Raw genomic sequence first — 19,592 nt, 5'->3', positions numbered from 1 at the left:
AGTAGGAGAATGGTTGTCGAAAAGTTGATCCATACTATGCGTACAGCCTGTGGTTTATGCTGCAATAGCACGCTCGCTTCCGTGGTTGTTCAGGAATACCGCTGTGTCTAAACAAAACCGTGATCCCCACTCGTCACCCCTGCCTGCCGGCATTGTGGAACTGTCGGTACACCGACCGCCCCGCATAACCCATGCCACGCCCGATTTTCTGGCGGAAGAAGTGCCCGTTGCGCTCGTTTACAACGGCATCTCGCATGTGGTGATGATGGCATCTCCGAAAGATCTTGAGCTGTTCGCCATCGGTTTTTCCCTCTCGGAAGGCATCATCGAGCATCCGCAAGAGATCTACGGCATGGACGTGGTCCAGGCCTGCAACGGTCTTGAAGTGCAAATCGAACTCTCCAGCCGCCGCTTTATGGGGCTTAAGGAGCGTCGTCGCGCGCTGGCCGGGCGTACCGGCTGCGGCGTGTGCGGCGTTGAGCAGCTTAATGATATTGGCAAGCCCGTTGCGCCACTGCCGTTTACTCAGACCTTTAATCTGGCGCACCTCGACCCCGCCCTTGAGCATCTCAACGACGTACAGCCCATCGGCCAGCTGAGCGGCTGCACGCACGCGGCGGCGTGGGTATTGCCGTCGGGAGAAATTGCCGGTGGGCATGAAGACGTGGGTCGCCACGTGGCGCTGGATAAGCTGCTCGGTCGTCGTGCGCGTGAAAGTCAGGTCTGGCAGCAGGGCGCGGCGCTCGTTTCCAGCCGGGCCAGCTACGAGATGGTGCAAAAGTCCGCCATGTGCGGTGTGGAAATTTTGTTTGCGGTGTCGGCGGCGACCACGCTGGCGGTAGAGGTAGCGGAGCGCTGTAACCTGACGCTGGTGGGCTTCTGCAAGCCGGGAAGGGCGACGATTTATACCCATCCTCAGCGATTAATAGTTGATCAGTAATTTTGAATGATATTAGCAAATCCTTCCGCTTTTAGTTGTTCGCGATGAGGTCTAGTATTTATCTCATCAAGGCACGGTGCCTTACCTAAACAACTTAATGAAAGGGTTTAAATCATGAAAAGCATCAAAACTTTTGTCGCTGTAATCGCTCTGGCTGCTTCTTTCGGTTCTTTCGCTGCGCAGACTGTGACCGCAACCGCCTCTACCATTGATGGTGCAGAAGCGAAAATCGCGGCTCAGGCTCAGGAAGCGGGCGCGTCATCGTACAAAATTACCCAGGCATTCTCCGGTAACCGCGTACACATGACTGCTGAACTGAATAAATAAGCGAGTCACACCGTCGAAAGAGCGCCCCCGGGGCGCTTTTTTAGTTTATGCCCGCCACGCGCAGCAATGCCGTCACCACCGCCGCGGCCACAATGACCACGATTAACGGCATTTTCCGCCAGGCCAAAAACACCGCAAACGCCACGCCCAGCACGCGCGCCATGCCTGCGAAGTGTTCTCCCTCATAAAAGGTGGTCGCCAGCGCGACGGAGAACAGCAATACCGTTGCCGCATCTGACAGCAGCGCCTGAGAACGCTCCGACAACGCCAGCCGGTTGCCGAGTTTGGCGCCGCCAAGGCGCATTAAATAGGTTCCGGCAGAAAGAATGGCGATGCCGAGAATAAAGACCGTCATGTTTTCCATTATTTTTTCCTCGCGGCAAGACCGAGTAAAGAGAGCAGTACCGGTAATCCCACCGGGGCAAACGGCACGGCGGCCAGCGATAACACGGCGCCGCTGCAGGCGCGGATCAGCGTGGTACGGTTTTTAAATGCGGGAACCACTAATGCCAGCAGAATGGCCGGAAATACCGCATCCAGCCCGATGGTTTCCGGGTCGGGCAACAGTTTGCCCACCATGGCACCCAGCAGCGCGCCCAGCGGCCAGATGATGGCAACGCCTAAGCCGCATAGCCAGTAGGCGGCTTTACGCTGTTCGGCGGTTTTTTGCGACAGGCCAAACACCACGCTTTCATCGTTCATGATGTGGCAGCCCAGCAGGCTCAGACCGCGCTTGCCCACCAGCTCACGCACCGTCACGCCAAACGGCACATGCCGCGCGTTGACCAGCAAACCTGCCGCCGCAGCTGCCAGCGGATTGCCGCCGCTCGCCACGATGCCGATAAACATAAATTCAGACGCGCCCGCCAGCACGGTAATAGAGAGCACAAACGGCACCCAGACCGGGAAACCGTAGGCCATCGCCAGCGAGCCGTAGGACATTCCGACCACGCCCACCGCGAGGCAGACCAGAATGATTGCTTTTATGGTGTCGCCTTTCAGACAAGAGAGATGATGCTTCATACAATTTTAGCCATATCGAACGTGTATCCATTATAATGAACGCAACGAAACTGATTTTCAAGACGAACGAATTGTTCGTTTTATAGAACGCGAGGCCGTTATATGACGCAGCCGATCAGCCTGATCGCCAAAAGTCTGGTGCGAGAACGCCTGCGAACCGGGCTTTCACTGGCGGAAATTGCTCGCCGTGCCGGGATCGCAAAATCCACGCTTTCCCAGCTGGAGTCCGGCAACGGTAACCCTAGCCTGGAAACGCTGTGGTCGCTCTGCGTGGCGCTGGATATTCCTTTCGCCCGTTTGCTTGAGCCACAGTTGCCGACCACGCAGGTGATCCGCCGTGGTGAAGGGACAAAAGTGGTGGCTGGACAGGCTAACTATGAAGCCATTTTACTGGCGGCATGCCCCCCAGGCGCGCGCCGCGATGTCTATCTTCTGATGACCCAACCGGGAGCAGACCGTATTTCACAGCCGCATCCACCTGGCTCGGTTGAACATATTATTGTGACGCAGGGGCGGGCGCTGGTCGGTCTGCTCGACGCGGCGGAAGAGCTCGGCGCAGGGGATTACATTTGTTATCCCGCCGACCAGCCGCATATCTTCAAGGCCCTGGAGCCAGACACTTACGCGCTGCTGGTGGCGGAACAAAACTAACAGAGATACGGAAACTCATGTCGCTTAAAGCCATTGCCAAAGAACTGGGGCTGTCAGTCACCACCGTCAGCCGCGCCCTCAACGGATATGACGACGTCTCCGCCGAGACGCGCGCACGCGTGGAAGCAGAGGCCCAGCGCCGTGGTTACCGACCGAACACCTTCGCTCGCCGCCTGAAGATGGGCAAAATTGACGCCGTTGGGCTGGTGTTCCCGGTCCATCCTGTTCCGCTCAATAACAGCGTATTTATGGACATGGTCGGCGAAATTAGCCACGAACTGGCGCGACATGAAATCGATTTGTTGCTGATTGCCGATGACGATCTGGCCGATAAACACAGCTACATGCGCATGGTGCAAAGCCGCCGCGTGGATGCGCTGATCGTGGCACACACGCTGGATCACGATCCCCGTCTTGAGCAGCTGCAGGCGGCCGGTTTTCCATTCCTGGCGCTCGGGCGCAGCCATCTCCCGCAGCCGTACGCGTGGTTTGATTTCGACAACTACGCCGGTACGCATCAGGCTACCCGCTGGCTGATCGAGAAAGGCCATCAGCGTATCGCGCTACTTGGCGAAAGCAACAATCAGGCGTTTATCACCCAGCGCCGTCAGGGCTATCTGGACGCGTTGCGGGAAGCCGGGCTTTCCAGCGAATGGCTGCGCGCTATGCCGCCTTCGCGCCGCGTTGGGTATGCCACCACGAAAGAACTGCTTGCCCTGCCGCAGCCGCCCACGGCCATCATCACCGACTGCAACACCCACGGCGACGGCGCGGCGATGGCGCTGGCGCAGATGGGGCGTTTATCCGGCGACAACGCCGTCTCACTGGTGGTCTATGACGGACTACCCCAGGACAGCATTGTCGATATTGACGTGGCGTCGGTGATCCAGTCTACCCGCCAGGGCGTCGGGAAACAGATTGCCGATATGGTGCGCCAGCTGATTAACGGCGACGATATTGAACAGCTTCAGGTGCTCTGGCAGCCAGAATTCTCTCCGGGCCAGACGGCTTAAATAGCGCAAAATTTTAAAGCCGATCACAGAACCGAAACGTTTTGGTTTGTATCCGAAACGTTTCGGATCAACACTCAGATCATCCCGATGACAGGAGATGTCTGATGCAAGATTCCGTTTTACGTCTCGAAACCACGACGGTAGACGTGGTGATTAAAACCCATCCGTTCGCCGAAATTCTCTACTGGGGGCCTCACCTTCGGCACTTTTCGCCGCAAGATGTTGCTCTGCTCGCGCGTCCTGTTGCCAACGGCAGGCTTGACGTCGACTCCCCGGTCACGCTGATGGCCGAGCTGGGGCACGGCCTGTTTGGCTCGCCGGGCATTGAGGGGCATCGCCAGGGGCTGGACGGTTCCCCGGTGTTCAAAACCACCCAGGTGCAGCAGGGGGTAAATACCCTGACGATAACCGCCGAAGATGAGCATGCGGGACTGCGCCTGACCAGCGAGCTGGCGCTGGATGCCAGCGGCGTGCTGGTGGTTCGTCACGGTTTAACGAATCTGAAAGCGATCCCCTGGCAGGTGGACCGTTTCGCCGTCACGCTGCCGGTGGCCGAGCGCGCGCAGGAAGTGATGGCCTTCCACGGACGCTGGATCCGTGAATTCCAGCCGCACCGCGTAAAGCTTGAACACGACAGCTTCGTGATTGAAAACCGCCGGGGTAAAACCTCCCACGAGCACTTCCCGGCGCTGATTGCCGGTACGCCGTCGTTCAGCGAAATGCAGGGTGACGTCTGGGGCGTGCATCTGGGCTGGAGCGGTAATCACCGCCTGCGCGCGGAAGCGAAAACCGATGGTCGTCGCTACCTGCAGGCCGAAGCGCTCTACCTGCCGGGTGAAATGGCGGTTGAGGAGGGCGATACGCTCTGGACGCCGCGCCTGTATGCCAGCTACTCCACGCAGGGCCTGAACGGCATGAGCCAGCCGTTCCATCGCTACCTGCGCAACAACGTCATCCGCTTCCCGGAAAACAAACCGCGCCCGGTGCACCTCAATACCTGGGAAGGGATCTACTTCAACCACGATCCGGACTACATCATGCGCATGGCCGACGAGGCTGCCGCGCTGGGCGTGGAGCGCTTCATCATTGATGATGGCTGGTTCAAAGGCCGTAATGACGACCATGCCGCGCTGGGCGACTGGTATCTGGATGAGAAGAAATACCCGAACGGCCTGACGCCGGTGATCGACCACGTCAAGCGGCTCGGCATGGAGTTTGGCATCTGGGTAGAGCCGGAGATGATCAATCCGGATTCCGATTTGTACCGCGCGCATCCTGACTGGGTACTGGCGCTGCCGGGCTATCCCCAGGCGACCGGACGACACCAGCTGGTGCTCAATCTCAACATCCCGGAGGCCTTTGATTACCTGGTGGAGCGCATGAGCTGGCTGCTGGGCGAGCATGCGGTCGACTACGTGAAGTGGGACATGAACCGCGAACTGGTGCAGCCGGGACACAACGGTAAAGCCGCTGCCGACGCGCAGACCCGCCAGTTTTACCGCCTGCTGGACGTGCTGGGCGAGCGCTTCCCGCACATTGAGTTTGAATCGTGCTCCTCCGGCGGTGGGCGCATTGATTATGCGGTACTGACCCGCAGCCACCGCTTCTGGGCGTCTGACAACAACGACGCGCTGGAGCGCAGCACCATCCAGCGCGGCATGAGCTACTTCTTCCCGCCGGAGGTGATGGGCGCGCATATCGGTCATCATAAATGCCACGCCACCTTCCGCCAGCATAGCATCCAGTTTCGCGGCTTGACGGCCCTGTTTGGCCATATGGGGCTGGAGCTGGATCCGCTCACCGTGGACGCACAGGAGCGCGAAGGCTATCGCCATTACGCCGCGCTGCACAAGCAGTGGCGAGAGGTGATCCACCATGGTACCCAGTGGCGTATTGATATGCCGGATGCCACCACGCTGGCGCAGGGGATTGTGAGCGAAGATAAGGCGCAGGGGCTGTTTATGGTCAGCCAGCTCGCGATGCCGGATTACAGCCTGATGATGCCGCTGCGCATGGCGGGGCTGGAGGCTAGCGCGCGGTACCGCGTCATGCTGCTCGATCACCCGAATATTCAGATTACGGGCGAGGGAGGGCACACCATGCGCAAGCTGCCAGCGTGGATGGAAACGCCGCAAACGGTGAGCGGCGAGTGGCTGATGCAGGCGGGCATTGCGCTGCCGATTCTGGATCCGGAAACCGCCGTTCTGATTGGCGTTGAACGCGTGTAAAGGTGACGGGCCGGGCAGCCGGCCCTCCGTTGAGGATAAAAATAATGAACACAACAACCTGTACCCACAAAGACAACCCTAACTTCTGGATCTTCGGGCTGTTCTTCTTTCTCTACTTCTTCATCATGGCCACCTGCTTTCCGTTCCTGCCGATTTGGCTGTCGGACATCATCGGCCTGAATAAAACCCATACCGGGATTGTCTTCTCCTGCATCTCGCTGTCGGCCATCGCGTTCCAGCCGCTACTGGGCGTTATTTCGGACAAGCTGGGGCTGAAAAAACACCTTCTGTGGATCATCGCGGTGCTGCTGGTTCTGTTCGCACCGTTCTTCCTGTACGTCTTCGCGCCGCTGCTGAAAGCCAATATCTGGCTGGGCGCGCTGAGCGGCGGGCTGTATATCGGTTTTGTATTTTCGGCCGGATCGGGGGCGATTGAGGCCTACATCGAACGCGTGAGCCGCAACAGCTTCTTTGAATACGGCAAGGCGCGGATGTTTGGCTGTCTCGGCTGGGGCTTGTGCGCCTCCACGGGCGGCATCCTGTTCGGCATCGATCCATCGTATGTTTTCTGGATGGGATCGGGAGCGGCATTGCTGCTGATGCTGCTGCTGGTGGTCGCGAAGCCGAAGCCCAACCAGACGGCGCAGGTCATGAATGCCCTGGGCGCGAACCAGCCGCAAATCACCGCAAAAACCGTGTTCAACCTGTTCCGCCAGCGCAGAATGTGGATGTTTATCCTCTACGTGATTGGCGTGGCCTGCGTGTATGACGTTTTCGATCAGCAGTTTGCCACCTTCTTTAAAACCTTCTTCGCCACGCCGCAGGAGGGGACCCGCGCCTTTGGTTTCGCAACGACTGCCGGGGAGATTTGTAATGCCATCATTATGTTCTGTTCGCCGTGGATCATTAACCGCATCGGCGCGAAGAACACGCTGCTGATCGCCGGGGTGATTATGGCGACACGCATTATCGGCTCGTCGTTCGCCACCACTGCCGTGGAGGTGATTGCCCTCAAGATGCTGCACGCGCTGGAAGTCCCGTTCCTGCTGGTGGGCGCCTTCAAGTACATCACCGGGGTGTTTGATACCCGACTGTCGGCGACTATCTATCTGATCGGCTTCCAGTTTGCCAAACAGTCGGCGGCGATTATTCTCTCCGCTTTTGCCGGGAATATGTATGACCGGATCGGCTTCCAGGAGACGTATCTGATGCTGGGCTGTTTCGTGCTGGCGATTACGGTGGTGTCGGCGTTTACGCTGAGCAGCAGGCAGGAGATTGCCGCCGCCGCGGGGGCGGCAGCGCTAACACATCAGTCCAGGTAAAAGACCTCTTTAAGCTCCGCACTCACCGGGCTGTTATCCGGGTTCGACGGCATGACGTCGCCCATATGTTTCCACCAGCGCTGGCAGACGTCGGTATTCGCTACCGCGCTCCAGCGCTCCTCCGATTCAATCTCCACGGTCGCAAACAGCAGGTTACGTGCTTTGTCGAGATAAATGGCGTAGTGGTGAGCGCCGTGGTCTTTCAGCACCGCTTCAAGCTCGGGCCAAATTGGATTGTGGCGACGCGCGTACTCCTCGTGCGCGTCCGGGTTCACCTGCATCACAAACGCTTTGCGGATCATAATGCCTCCAGATAGAGCTCGCGGACTTCATCGCGGCTGGCGGTGCGCGGATTGCATGGCGCACACGGATCCGCGAGGGCTTTATCCAGCCAGCCTTCGATATCGGCTTTAGTGACGCCGAGCTGGCTGAAGCCCGCAGGAATGCCGACGCGAGCGCTGAGGTCGCGAATTGCCTGAATGGCGGACATGCTGGCGGCTTCATCACTCATGCCGCGGGTATCGACGCCCATCGCCTGCGCCACGCGGGCGAAGCGGGTGATTGCGTTCGGGCGGTTAAAGCTTTCGACGATCGGCAGCAGAATGGCGTTGCACACGCCGTGCGGCAGGTTATGCGTCGCGCCCGGCTGGTGCGCCAGGGCGTGTACCAGACCCAGACCCGCACTGTTAAACGCCATACCCGCCAGATACTGGCCAAACGCCATCTGCTCGCGCGCCTCAAGGTTATGACCGTTATCAACCGCTTCCGGCAGCCAGAGGCCGATCAGGCGAATCGCCTCCAGAGCGTTGGCATCGGTCAGCGGGTGCGCGCCAACGGACACATAGGCTTCAATGGCGTGGGTTAATGCGTCCATACCGGTTGCGGCGGTCACGGAGGCCGGAATATCCAGCATGACGCTGGCATCGTCCACGGCGATATCCGGGATGATGTTCGGGTCGATGATCACCTCTTTCACCTGACGCGCGGAGTCGATGATCACCGCATTACTGGTCATCTCCGCCGCCGTCCCTGCGGTGGTGTTGATCGCTACCAGCGGCACCCCCGCATTTTTCACCTTGCCGACGCCGGAATAATCGGTTGACGGGCCGGGGTTAGCGGTGAGGATTTTAATCGCCTTGGCGGTATCAATCGGGCTGCCGCCGCCAAAGGCAATGACGTAATCACACTCTGCGTCCCGGTAAGCCGAAAATCCTTTTTGCACCAGCGCTTCTGTTGGGTTCGGGAACACCTCATCGAACAGGTGATACGACATCTGATGGGCGTCCAGCGCGGTAAACAGGCTGTCGAGCAGACCCAGCTTCACCAGTTGGCCGTCGGTGACAATCAGCGCTTTTCCCCACTGCTTGTTCGCTACCAGATTGACCATATCGCCGATTGCGCCCGCGCCGTGAAGGCTGATTTTTGGAAGCGCCAACATAAAGCTCATGATAATTCTCCTTAACGATCAATGTTTGTCCTGCAAAGGCCTTATGCGTATAAATCCAGCGCGGATTGCAGCGGGCTCACGCCAAAGCGCTTGCCGAGGGCGATGAGCGCTTCCCGGGGAATGGTCTGCTTCATGCCGCCCATGGCGTACACCTTCACCAGCACTTCCGCTGATTTCTCGGCGGTGTCGATCAGGCCAAAGGTTTCATCCAGCGTTGGACCGCTGCCGAACACGCCGTGGAACGGCCATAGCACCAGAGAATGTTTTTGCATATCAACGGCGGTTGCCTGGCCGATTTCGTCGGTACCCGGTACCATCCACGGCAGAATGCCCACGCCATCCGGGAATACCACCAGACACTCGGTACTGCCTTCCCAGAGCTTGCGGGTGATGACATCGGCGCTGTTTTCCAGCACGTAGGTCAGGGCGATCAGGTTCGTGGCGTGGCAGTGCATGATCACGCGGTCCTTGCCATTGGTCGCTTTGATGCGCTCGCAGTGGGAGAGGAAGTGCGCCGGCAGTTCGGAGGTGGGCACCGCTTCATCCGTCAGCCCCCACAGAATGTGGTAACCCGCGCCGTCGCTGTCCACTTTCACCACGCCGAGGTTGGCCTCCGGGTCGAGCTGGACGTTACGGAAAAACTTGCCGGAACCGGTGACGATAAACGGCGTGTTGGCGAGCAGCGGCATCGGCTGGCTCAGCGCGATATAGCGCGGCTTCGCGTGGAAATCGGCCGCGAAAGGTTCGATATCCGCGTCGTCCAGGCGCAGCGTCAGGTTGCCGCCGTTGCGCTCGTCCCAGCCTTTCAGCCAGGCGTCGGAGGTGGCTTTGATCATGCCCTGGACGAACCAGGAGTGGGTGATAGTCTGCATACTGTGGTTCCTTTGAAAATGCCGGGTGGCGCTACGCTTACCCGGCCTGCTCTTACCCGTAGACCCGGCAGGCAACGTGCTGCCGGGCGATGTTTTTACTGACGAGCGGCGAGAACGTCTTTCTCATACGCCCGCACGTTGTTCAGCCACTGGCTGCCCGCCGGGGCATCGTTACGCTGGCAGTACATCTCCCACACTGCCTGCCACGGCAGGGATTTCTGCTCTTCCAGCAGCGCCAGACGTGCGGTGTAGTCACCGTTAGCCTCCAGCTGCTTCAGCGTGGCGACTGGCTCCAGCAACGCGCGCAGCAGGGCTTTCTTCATATTGCGGGTGCCGATAACCCACGCCGCGATGCGGTTGATGGAGGCATCGAAGAAGTCGAGGCCGATGTGTACGCGGTCAAAGAGGTCGTGGCGGATGATTTCGCTGGCAATCGCCTGGGTTTCGTCATCCAGCAGCACCACGTGGTCGCTGTCCCAGCGCACCGGACGGCTGACGTGCAGCAGCAGACGCGGCACGTAGAGCATGGCGGCGGAGATTTTGTCGGAGATCACCTCGGTCGGGTGGAAGTGGCCAGCATCCAGACACAGCGCGGTCTGGCGGCTGGTGGCGTAACCCATATAGAACTCGTTCGAGCCCACGGTATAGCTCTCGGCGCCTATACCGAACAGCTTGCTCTCGACGGCGTCGATGTGGTGCGCCGGGTCCAGCTTCTCGCTGAGAGCCTCATCCAGCGCGGCCAGCAGGCGCTGGCGCGGAGCCAGACGATCGACGGTGATATCCTTCATGCCGTCCGGGATCCAGATGTTCATCACCGACGGCGTGCCGAGCTGCTCGCCGAAATACGCCGAAACGCGGCGGCTGGCCTTCACGTGATCGATCCAGAACTGGCGGATGTCGTTGTCCGCGTGGGCGAGAGTAAAACCGTCCGCACTCAGCGGATGTGAGAAGCAGGACGGGTTAAAGTCCAGGCCCAGCCTGTTGGTTTTGGCCCACTCTACCCAGTTCTTAAAGTGTTCCGGTTTGATTTCGTTGCGCGCCACCGGCTCATCGGATTCGAGATAGATTGCATGCAGATTCAGGCGCTTTGGCCCCGGGATCAGGCTCAGCGCCAGTTCAAGGTCGGCGCGCAGTTCGGTCGCGTTGCGCGCTTTGCCTGGATAGTTACCCGTGGCCTGAATACCCCCTGTCAGGGAACCGCCTGGGTTCTCGAAGCCAGCGACGTCATCGCCCTGCCAGCAGTGCATGGAGACGGGCAGACGGTCGAGCTGGCGCAGCGCCTCTTCGACATCCACGCCGACGGCGGCGAAACGCTGTTTAGCCAGATCCCAGGCTTGTTCTAATTGAGTTGTCATGCACAAAGCTCCTTAGTCAGTCGGTTTTGCTGAAACTGCGCGCGAAAGCGAGCAATTTCATGGCAGGGATTGGGTGTGAAGGTGGTCAGACTGGCGTTCGCCGTCACCACCGAACGGAAGTCGTCAACGTTGGAAAGTTCGTCCAGAGTCATCAGCTGAATGCCGATATTGCCGAGCGTGGAGGCCTCCACGGGACCTGCCACCACGGTGACGTCGCAGGCATCGGCGCAGAGCTGGTTCAGCAGCTGGTTCTGGCAGCCGCCGCCCACGATATGCAGCTGGCTGAAGGGTTTTCCTCGAAGGCTCGCCAGCTCGCTGAGGATGTCGGCATACAGCAGGGCGAGGCTGTCAAAAATGCAGCGCGCCAGTTCGGGAGGGCTGGACGGCACAGGCTGCCCGACCTCGACGCAGGCGGCCTGAATTTCGGCGCTCATGTGCGCCGGATTGATAAAGCGCTCATCGTTCGGGTTGATCAGGAACGTGCAAGCCTTCAGCTTCTCGGTTTCGGCGATAAGCCCAGGCAGGTCGGTAATGTTCTGCTCTTTCAGTACCCGCTGGAGCAGCCACAGCCCCATGATGTTTTTCAGTACGCGGTAGCGGCCTTCGGCACCCCCTTCGTTGGTAATGTTTGCGGCCATGGCAGCATCGCTGGCGTACGGGGTTTTGCTCTCAAAGCCCATCAGCGACCAGGTACCGGAAGAGAGGTAAGCCGCGTCTTTGCTCGCAAGTGGGGAAGCAATCACCGCGCTGGCGGTATCGTGGCTGGCGACGGCAACGACAGGAATTGCGTTCCCCTGTGGGCAAATCCAGTGACCGATCACATTACCCGGGTGGGTTGGTGTACCGAACCAGGAAGGCGACGCTCCCGTCCAGGCCAGCAGATGTTCATCCCAGTTATCCGAGTTGATGTTGACCAACTGCGTGGTGGTGGCGTTGGTATATTCCCAGTTCATGTTGCCGGTCAGGCGATAGCTCAGGTAGTCCGGGATCAGCAGCGCATGGGCCACGTCCGCCACCAGCTCTGGCTGTTGCTCGACCAAAGCGCGCAGCTGATAAAGCGTGTTAAACGGCAGAAACTGAATGCCGCTGCGTCTGTAGATGTTGTCCTTGCCAAGCTGGGCGATAGCGTGCGCCATCAGGCCGTCGGTGCGGTTGTCGCGATAAGAAACTGGCAAGCCGACGCGTTCGCCATGGCTATCAAGCAGAACGTAGTCCACGCCCCAGGTATCAATGCCGATGCTGTCGATGCGAATACCATCGTTGCAGACGTTGTTCAGTCCGATACGGATCTCCGCCTCCAGGGCATCGATATCCCAGGCAACAAAACCGTCCTGCTTTTGCAGGCAGTTGGCGAAACGGTGCATTTCGCGAAGCGCAAGCGTGTGCTGCTCACGGTCCCAGCTCGCGAGCATTACGCGCCCGCTGGATGCGCCTAAATCGACAGCCACACAATGGCGAAAAGTCATAGTCGGGTCCTTTCTTAAGTCATTAGCGGTGAGTGTAAAAAAGGGAAGAAAAAGTCACCTTCTCACCACTGACAGGCCAAATCTCGCGCTGGCAAGAAAGCAAAGGTGAATGTGAGGGAGTTCACAGTTTCCAGTGGTGGCGGGATTTTCAGGCAGTGTGACGCTGACCGCATTTCCCGATCTTTCCCCCTGTTTCTTGAAAAATGGACAGCTTTTGCGAGGTTTACTGCCAAAAATTGAAGGTGAGTGCGGAAGGCCTTAATTACTATTTTGAGAACATTTTTCATTGGTGGAGGCCGTTATGACCGTACTGCACAGCGTGGATTTTTTTCCTTCAGGAGGGGCGCCTGTCGCGATTGAGCCACGGCTTCCTCAGGCCGCGTTCCCGGAGCATCACCATGATTTTCATGAAATTGTGATTGTTGAGCGCGGGACAGGTATTCATGTCTTCAATGGCCAGCCATATACCATCAGCGGCGGTACGGTGTGCTTCGTGCGCGACCACGATCGGCACCTGTATGAGCATACCGACAACCTGTATCTGACGAATGTGCTCTACCGTTCCCCGGATGCGTTCCAGTTTCTTTCGCGCCTGAATCAGCTGTTGCCCCAGGAGCAAGACGGACACTATCCGTCGCACTGGCGCGTGAATCAGTCCACCCTGCAGCAGGTGCGTCAGCTGGTGGGCCAAATGGAGCAGAGCGAGGACGGGCGGGAGACGCACGCCATTGCCACGCGCGAACTGCTGTTTATGCAGCTTCTGGTGCTGCTGCGCCGCAGCAGCCTGGTGGAAGGGCTGGAAGATAACAACGCGCGCCTGAACCATCTGATGGCCTGGCTGGAAGATCATTTCGCTGAGGATGTCTGCTGGGAAACGCTTGCGGATGATTTTTCACTGTCGCTGCGCACCCTGCATCGCCAGCTTAAGCAGCATACCGGTATGACGCCGCAGCGATATCTCAACCGTCTGCGCCTGATCAAAGCGCGTCATCTTTTACGTCATACCGACGAAAGCGTCACGGATATCGCCTACTGCTGCGGTTTTGGCGACAGCAATCACTTTTCAACGCTGTTTCGCCGGGAATTTAACTGGTCGCCGCGTGATATTCGTCAGGGGAAAGACGCGATGCTTCAGTAACGCGAGGGCAGTCACCGTTTTATTTCCGCAAAAAAGCTAATAGTGTCAGGTTATTCGGCGTAGAGGTCGTGGTGTGGCTGCTCAGTTAATCCTTCGCAAAGATGATTTTTATGCCTCCGCGAGCCAGGCCGTGACGGTGGCCGACCGCTACCCGCAAGACGTCTTTGCCGAACATACCCACGAGTTTTGCGAACTGGTGCTGGTATGGCGCGGTAACGGCCTGCACATCCTCAACGACCGTCCCTACCGCATCACGCGCGGAGATCTGTTCTATATTCGCGCGGAGGATAAACACTCCTACGCCTCGGTTAATGACCTGGTACTGCAGAACGTTATTTACTGTCCGGACAGGCTCAGGCTTAACGTAGACTGGGCCGCAAGCATTCCGGGTTTTCTTGATGCTAAGGGTTCTCCGCACTGGCGCTTAAGCAGTAACGGCATGGCTCAGGTACGGCAGGTTATTTCTCAACTGGAGCAGGAGAGCCAGAAGAACGACCCCGTTTCTAACCAGCTAGCGGAGTTGCTTTTCGCCCAGCTGGTGGTGACGTTAAAGCGTCATCGTTACGCCACTGATAACCCCTCCGCCACGACGCAGGAAGCGCTGCTGGATAAGCTCATCACCACGCTTGCGGGCAGCCTGAATAAAAACTTTATACTGGAGAAATTCTGCGAGCAGGAGCAGTGCAGCGAGCGCGCGTTGCGCCAGCAGTTCCGCACCCTGACCGGGATGACGGTGAACCACTATCTGCGCCAGCTGCGCATCTGCCATGCACAATATCTCCTGCAGCATACGGAGTGGATGGTCAGTGATGTGGCGATGTGCTGCGGCTTTGAAGACAGTAACTACTTTTCAGTGGTGTTTAATCGCGAGGTGGGGATGACGCCGGTACAGTGGCGTCATCGCAGTCGAAAGGGGTCGTGATCAGTTTGCCATGCCGAGCCCAACGATATTGGCAGCGATAATGATCACCACGCAGCCGAGGCTCAATACGCCAACCGGACGATGTCCGGCGTTTTTCCACTCTTTCAGCGCCAGACCGACCAGCCCGCCACACAGTACGTAGAAACTCATGTGCAGCATCCAGCTTACGTAGTCGTATTGCACCGGAATGCTGGCATGGCCCCAGGCGTAGAAGAAAAACTGTAAATACCACATCAGCCCGCCGAGCGCGGAGAGTAACACGTTGGTGATGATAAGCGATGTTGCCAGCGAGAAGTCGGTTTTTATCGACAGGTTTTTCACTTTTGCGAGACGAATGAAGCAGAAGCCCAGGTTAACCATCGCGCCGCCACCCATAATCACGACATAGCTTGGCAGCGCAACATACAGCGGATCGACGCCCAGCGCGGCGGCGGCTTCATGCATAGGCCTGGCAGCATTCATCGCGAACGACATACCGGCCGAGAAGATGCCGCACATCACCGCCAGCAGCAGACCTTTCTTCAGGTTAAAATCTTCAGCTTTAATGCCCATCTTGCGCTCTTTCAGCTGCCCCGCGCGAGTCACTATTCCTACGCCAACGACCGCCACCAGCACGCCCAGGAGCGTCATCCGCCCACCCTGAGTATTAATAAGCACCTCGATGTTGCCGTTGAGAACTGGCGTCATCAGAGTTCCGACGATCAGCGTAATGCCAATCGCGATACCAATGCCCATCGACATGCCGAGATAGCGCATGGTGAGGCCATAGTTGATGTTACCGACGCCCCACATCGCGCCGAACAGGAACACCGGCAGCAGAGTGGAGGCGCTGAAGGAGGAGAAGTAGCCCCAGAAATCGGGCAGCAGCATGGCGCTAATGGTCCAGGGTAAAATCAGCCAGGACACGACCCCGCCAACGGACCACATGGTTTCCCATGACCAGCCTCTCACCTTTTTAAACGGAGCATAGAAACAGGCTGCACTGGCAGCGCCTATCAAATGCCAGAAGATACCCATCGTAATCGCATGATTCATTTTTACACCCTCATCGTTTTTATCGTCAGTGGCTTCTCTTCGACTTGAGGAGTGTAAAAATTAGGCAGCCCGGGAACCTTCAGAAGGTTGCCGCACAGGTGTTCTGGATGGCAATCAGCACGTTAACCGCGTGAGCAGACTCACATTTCCGCTATTAATCGAAAACTGAATAACCTTATAAAAACTACGGCATTGATAATCATTTTCAATATCATTTAATTAACTATAATGAACCAACTGCTTACGCGGCATTAACAGCTGTGCCGCCCGACAATAATGGAGAGGATTATGAGTTATACACTGCCATCCCTGCCGTATGCCTACGACGCACTGGAACCGCATTTCGACAAGCAGACGATGGAAATCCATCACACTAAACACCACCAGACTTACGTGAACAACGCGAACGCCGCGCTGGAAAGCCTGCCAGAATTCGCTAACCTGCCTGTTGAAGAGCTGATCACCAAGCTGGACCAGCTGCCAGCGGACAAGAAAACCGTGCTGCGTAACAACGCGGGCGGCCACGCAAACCACAGCCTGTTCTGGAAAGGCCTGAAGACCGGTACCACCCTGCAGGGCGACCTGAAAGTGGCTATCGAGCGCGACTTCGGTTCTGTTGACAACTTCAAAGCGGAATTCGAAAAAGCCGCTGCAACCCGCTTCGGCTCCGGCTGGGCGTGGCTGGTTCTGAAAGGTGACAAACTGGCGGTGGTTTCTACCGCGAACCAGGACTCCCCGCTGATGGGTGAAGCGATCTCTGGCGCATCCGGCTTCCCAATCCTGGGTCTGGACGTGTGGGAACACGCTTACTACCTGAAATTCCAGAACCGTCGCCCGGACTACATCAAAGCCTTCTGGGACGTGGTGAACTGGGACGAAGCAGCAGCGCGTTTCGCCGCTAAAAAATAAGGTTGCATTGACGCCTGTGAGAAGCGAGTCTGATGGCTCGCTTTTTTTGTATCTGCGTAATGGAGGCAGCGATGCATTACCCGGTGAATGTATTTACAGGCAAGGTAAGGGAGTACGACGGTAGCCGCCCGAGCGCCATCGCCAAAATTCAGGTCGACGGTGAGCTGACGTTAACCGACCTTGGGCTTGCGGGCGACGAGCAGGCCGAAAAGAAGATCCACGGTGGGCCCGAGCGCGCGCTGTGCCACTACCCGCGCGAGCACTATCAGCACTGGAAAACCGAGTTCCCCGAGCAGGCGGACCTCTTCGTCGCCCCCGCGTTTGGCGAGAATCTCTCCACCGAAGGGCTCACCGAAAAGAACGTGTTTATAGGTGATATCTACCGCTGGGGCGATGCCCTGATTCAGGTGACGCAGCCGCGCTCGCCGTGCTTCAAGCTCAACTTCCATTTCGGTATTCATGACATGTCGGCTCAGATGCAAAGCGCGGGTAAAACCGGCTGGCTGTACCGTGTGGTGCTGGCTGGGCAGGTGTCAGCGGATGCGCCGCTTGAGCTGGCATCACGCCTGAGTGAAGTGTCTGTTTACGACGCCTGCGCCATTGCCTGGCATATGCCGTTTGATGACGAGCAGTATCATCGCCTGCTGTCGGCGGCGGGGTTATCGACCAGCTGGACAAGAACGATACAGAAGCGGCGTTTAAGCAGCAAGATCGAGGATAATTCGCGGAGGTTGTGGGGTAAATAGTCCTCCGTAAAGAGTAGGCCGGGTAAGGCGAAGCCGCCACCCGGCACTAACAGCTACGAACGCTTATACAACGGTAGCCACAGCGTTAACCGCAGCCCACCCAGCGGGCTGTCATCGGCTTTCACCCAGCCGCGGTGCTGCTGCATGGCGGTTTCCACAATCGCAAGCCCCAGCCCCGTACCGCCCGATTCCCGGTCGCGCGCTTCGTCGGTGCGGTAGAACGGACGGAAAATCTGCTCGCGGTCTTCCGGGCTGACGCCTGGACCGTCGTCGTCGACAATGACGGTGATCCCGTCTTTATCCACCGAGAACGCCACCTCAATCTTCGTGTGCGAGTAGCGCAGGGCGTTACGCACGATATTCTCCAGCGCGCTTTCCAGCGTGTTGGGGTTACCGTACAGCGGCCATGGACCCGGCGGGAAGTTGACGGTGAAGGATTTGCCCATCTGCTCCGCTTCGAACGCCGCGTTATCCAGCACTTCATGCCACAGATGATTGGCTTTCACCGTTTCGCTCACCAGCGCGTTTTTCTGCTGATTGCGCGACATGACCAGCAGATCGTTGATCATGCTGTCCAGACGATGCGCTTCGGTTTCGATACGCTCCAGCTCTTTGCTCTCCCCGCTGCGGCGGCGCAGCAGCGCGGTGCCAAGCTGTAAGCGCGTAAGCGGGGTGCGCAGTTCGTGCGAGATATCCGACAGCAGACGCTGTTGTGCCGTCATCATGCGATCGAGAGCGCTCACCATCTGGTTAAAACTGGTCCCGGCAGCAAGGAACTCCTGCGGTCCGGCTTCCAGTTCAGGGTGTTGTCGCAGGTTACCCTGCGCCACTTCGTCAGCCGCATTTTTCAGCTTACGCGCCGGTTTTGCCAGGCTCCACGCCAGCCATAACAGCAGCGGCGAGCTGACCAGCATAGTAACAATCAGCAGCAGGAGAGGGCGGTCAAACAGCAGGTTGATAAAGTCGGACTGGGAGCTGCTCGCGGGGCGAATCAGGTAGAGCTGATAGTTATCCTCGCCATCTCTGACGGAGAACGGCCCCACCATTTCTACGCGGCCATATTTTTTCTTCTGGGGGTGATCGGCGTTATCTGCCTGGCCAATGAAGTTGCGGATAATCTGCATTTCATTGCGATCGGCGCCAATCACGCGGCCTTCGCTGGTCACCAGCAGCAGGCGTTGTCCGGGCGGCGCCCACTTGTCGATAGCGCGAAACAGCCTGCGCCACCACATTAAATCGTTTGGCGGATCGTTTGCCAGCTCGGCTTCCACGTGCTGCTCGATCATCACGCCCTGACGTTGCTCGCTGTCGAGAAGCTCCGTCATCTGGCGTGAGTCGAGTTTTGGCAACATCAGTACGAGCATTAAAACCAGTGCCAGCGTCAGCCAGAAGATGGCGAAGATGCGGGCGGTTAAGCTTCCGATCATGAAGCGGAAACCATCAGATAACCGCGACCACGCAGGGTTTTAAACCATGGGTGACCGTCTTTACGCTCCGGCAGCTTACGGCGCAGGTTAGAGATGTGCATGTCGATGGCGCGGTCAAACGGGGTCAGACGTTTGCCCAGAACTTCCTGACTTAAATGTTCACGAGAAACCACTTGGCCGAGGTGCTGCGCCAGCAGATACAGCAGGGTGAACTCCGTGCCGGTCAGTTCCAGCGTCTGGCCATCAAAGCTCGCTTCCTGACGGCCCGGGTTCAGGCTCAGGGAGTCGACTTCAAGGGTAGGTGAGCTGTTGTCGGTATTCTGCTGCTGCTCGCTCCAGTGGGAACGACGCAGGATCGCGCGAATACGGGCGACCAGTTCGCGGTCGTTAAACGGCTTCGGTAAATAGTCATCCGCGCCCAGCTCAAGGCCGAGTACGCGATCGAGTTCGCTGCCGCGAGCGGTCAGCATGATAACGGGAGTCTGGTGTGTCTGGCGAAGCTCTTTCAACGTATCAATACCGTTTTTCTTCGGCATCATCACGTCGAGCAAAAGTAAATCGATGCTGTCGTCAAGGAGACTCAGCGCCTGCTCGCCATCATGGGCAACCAGGACGTTGAAACCTTCCATGTCGAGCAACTCCTTTAAAAGGGATGTGAGCTCTCGGTCATCATCAACTAACAGGATTTTATTCATTGTTTAAATACCTCCGAGGCAGAAATTACGACATCAAGGCTGTCTAATCCATGACTTTACGTTGTTTTACACCCCC

General features: G+C 57.9%; 20 protein-coding genes. 10 read left to right on the top strand and 10 right to left on the bottom strand.

The window, feature by feature from the left end; genetic code table 11:
* Positions 1–103 precede the first annotated feature (103 nt).
* Positions 104–940: a formate dehydrogenase accessory sulfurtransferase FdhD gene (fdhD, locus tag ACMGGU_RS21060; RefSeq protein ID WP_196347424.1), complete on the top strand. Its 837-nt coding sequence runs from the start codon at positions 104–106 to the stop codon at positions 938–940.
* A gap of 114 nt (positions 941–1,054) precedes the next feature.
* A complete protein-coding gene (locus ACMGGU_RS21055) occupies positions 1,055–1,267 on the top strand; it encodes a DUF1471 domain-containing protein (protein ID WP_021242795.1) in 213 nt (70 codons plus the stop codon).
* 40 nt (positions 1,268–1,307) lie between these two features.
* Here the strand turns inward: ACMGGU_RS21055 and ACMGGU_RS21050 are convergent, their stop codons facing one another.
* Together ACMGGU_RS21050 and ACMGGU_RS21045 are read right to left on the bottom strand one after the other, a co-directional pair.
* A complete protein-coding gene (locus ACMGGU_RS21050) occupies positions 1,308–1,631 on the bottom strand; it encodes an AzlD domain-containing protein (protein WP_008501826.1) in 324 nt (107 codons plus the stop codon).
* Complete coding sequence (locus ACMGGU_RS21045; protein WP_045909098.1) at positions 1,631–2,290, bottom strand: AzlC family ABC transporter permease; 660 nt, start codon at positions 2,288–2,290, stop codon at positions 1,631–1,633. The genes ACMGGU_RS21050 and ACMGGU_RS21045 overlap by 1 nt, the downstream gene beginning before the upstream one ends.
* 102 nt (positions 2,291–2,392) lie before the next feature.
* Between ACMGGU_RS21045 and ACMGGU_RS21040 the strand changes: the two genes are divergently transcribed.
* The 4 genes from ACMGGU_RS21040 to ACMGGU_RS21025 all read left to right on the top strand — a co-directional run bounded on the left by ACMGGU_RS21040 (position 2,393) and on the right by ACMGGU_RS21025 (position 7,504).
* Positions 2,393–2,941 (top strand): helix-turn-helix domain-containing protein, encoded by a 549-nt coding sequence (locus ACMGGU_RS21040; RefSeq protein WP_023309744.1) that lies wholly within the window; start codon positions 2,393–2,395, stop codon positions 2,939–2,941.
* 17 nt (positions 2,942–2,958) lie between these two features.
* Complete coding sequence (locus ACMGGU_RS21035; protein WP_048226829.1) at positions 2,959–3,954, top strand: LacI family DNA-binding transcriptional regulator; 996 nt, start codon at positions 2,959–2,961, stop codon at positions 3,952–3,954.
* 104 nt (positions 3,955–4,058) lie between these two features.
* A complete protein-coding gene (locus tag ACMGGU_RS21030) occupies positions 4,059–6,182 on the top strand; it encodes an alpha-galactosidase (protein WP_395299673.1) in 2,124 nt (707 codons plus the stop codon).
* A gap of 44 nt (positions 6,183–6,226) precedes the next feature.
* Positions 6,227–7,504 (top strand): MFS transporter, encoded by a 1,278-nt coding sequence (locus ACMGGU_RS21025; protein WP_048226833.1) that lies wholly within the window; start codon positions 6,227–6,229, stop codon positions 7,502–7,504.
* Here the strand turns inward: ACMGGU_RS21025 and rhaM are convergent.
* The 5 genes from rhaM to rhaB form a co-directional block, all read right to left on the bottom strand.
* Positions 7,492–7,806: an L-rhamnose mutarotase gene (gene rhaM / locus ACMGGU_RS21020; RefSeq protein WP_048226835.1), complete on the bottom strand. Its 315-nt coding sequence runs from the start codon at positions 7,804–7,806 to the stop codon at positions 7,492–7,494. The genes ACMGGU_RS21025 and rhaM overlap by 13 nt on opposite strands.
* Positions 7,803–8,951, bottom strand: coding sequence for a lactaldehyde reductase (fucO, locus tag ACMGGU_RS21015; RefSeq protein WP_023618148.1), 1,149 nt, complete (start codon positions 8,949–8,951; stop codon positions 7,803–7,805). Before fucO ends, rhaM begins: the two co-directional genes overlap by 4 nt.
* A 41-nt stretch (positions 8,952–8,992) precedes the next feature.
* The gene (rhaD, locus tag ACMGGU_RS21010; RefSeq protein WP_048028382.1) at positions 8,993–9,823 is read right to left on the bottom strand and encodes a rhamnulose-1-phosphate aldolase; all 831 of its coding nucleotides are present in this window, start codon (positions 9,821–9,823) and stop codon (positions 8,993–8,995) included.
* A gap of 95 nt (positions 9,824–9,918) precedes the next feature.
* On the bottom strand, positions 9,919–11,178 hold the full coding sequence (gene rhaA / locus ACMGGU_RS21005) for an L-rhamnose isomerase (protein WP_045909105.1): 1,260 nt from the start codon (positions 11,176–11,178) through the stop codon (positions 9,919–9,921).
* On the bottom strand, positions 11,175–12,644 hold the full coding sequence (rhaB, locus tag ACMGGU_RS21000) for a rhamnulokinase (protein ID WP_395299671.1): 1,470 nt from the start codon (positions 12,642–12,644) through the stop codon (positions 11,175–11,177). Before rhaB ends, rhaA begins: the two co-directional genes overlap by 4 nt.
* Positions 12,645–12,945: 301 nt before the next feature.
* Between rhaB and rhaS the strand changes: the two genes are divergently transcribed.
* A complete protein-coding gene (rhaS, locus tag ACMGGU_RS20995) occupies positions 12,946–13,782 on the top strand; it encodes an HTH-type transcriptional activator RhaS (RefSeq protein WP_196365673.1) in 837 nt (278 codons plus the stop codon).
* A gap of 73 nt (positions 13,783–13,855) precedes the next feature.
* Entirely contained in the window at positions 13,856–14,704 is an 849-nt protein-coding gene (gene rhaR, locus ACMGGU_RS20990; RefSeq protein WP_045909109.1) for an HTH-type transcriptional activator RhaR, read from the top strand.
* Here rhaR and rhaT read toward each other — a convergent pair whose 3' ends face one another.
* Positions 14,705–15,739 carry an L-rhamnose/proton symporter RhaT gene (gene rhaT, locus ACMGGU_RS20985; RefSeq protein WP_262802626.1) on the bottom strand — a complete coding sequence of 345 codons (1,035 nt, stop codon included), beginning with the start codon at positions 15,737–15,739 and terminating at the stop codon, positions 14,705–14,707.
* Between the two features lie 288 nt (positions 15,740–16,027).
* On the opposite strand from rhaT, the gene sodA reads away from it, so the two are divergent.
* Complete coding sequence (gene sodA, locus ACMGGU_RS20980) at positions 16,028–16,648, top strand: superoxide dismutase [Mn] (RefSeq protein ID WP_262802625.1); 621 nt, start codon at positions 16,028–16,030, stop codon at positions 16,646–16,648.
* Between the two features lie 71 nt (positions 16,649–16,719).
* Positions 16,720–17,394, top strand: coding sequence for a 6-hydroxyaminopurine reductase (gene yiiM / locus ACMGGU_RS20975; protein ID WP_262802632.1), 675 nt, complete (start codon positions 16,720–16,722; stop codon positions 17,392–17,394).
* A 53-nt stretch (positions 17,395–17,447) separates the two neighbouring features.
* On the opposite strand, the gene cpxA is transcribed toward yiiM, so the two are convergent.
* Together cpxA and cpxR are read right to left on the bottom strand one after the other, a co-directional pair.
* Complete coding sequence (cpxA, locus tag ACMGGU_RS20970) at positions 17,448–18,821, bottom strand: envelope stress sensor histidine kinase CpxA (protein WP_014885717.1); 1,374 nt, start codon at positions 18,819–18,821, stop codon at positions 17,448–17,450.
* Complete coding sequence (gene cpxR / locus ACMGGU_RS20965) at positions 18,818–19,516, bottom strand: envelope stress response regulator transcription factor CpxR (protein ID WP_006179159.1); 699 nt, start codon at positions 19,514–19,516, stop codon at positions 18,818–18,820. The genes cpxA and cpxR overlap by 4 nt, the downstream gene beginning before the upstream one ends.
* Between the last annotated feature and the right edge of the window lie 76 nt (positions 19,517–19,592).

Origin of the sequence: Enterobacter sp. BNK-8 (genome assembly GCF_048685095.1) — a bacterium.
Classification (GTDB): Bacteria; Pseudomonadota; Gammaproteobacteria; order Enterobacterales; family Enterobacteriaceae; genus Enterobacter; species Enterobacter quasiroggenkampii.
The sequence above is the reverse complement of the archived record's forward strand: the minus strand, read 5'-3'. Positions and strand labels throughout refer to the sequence as shown.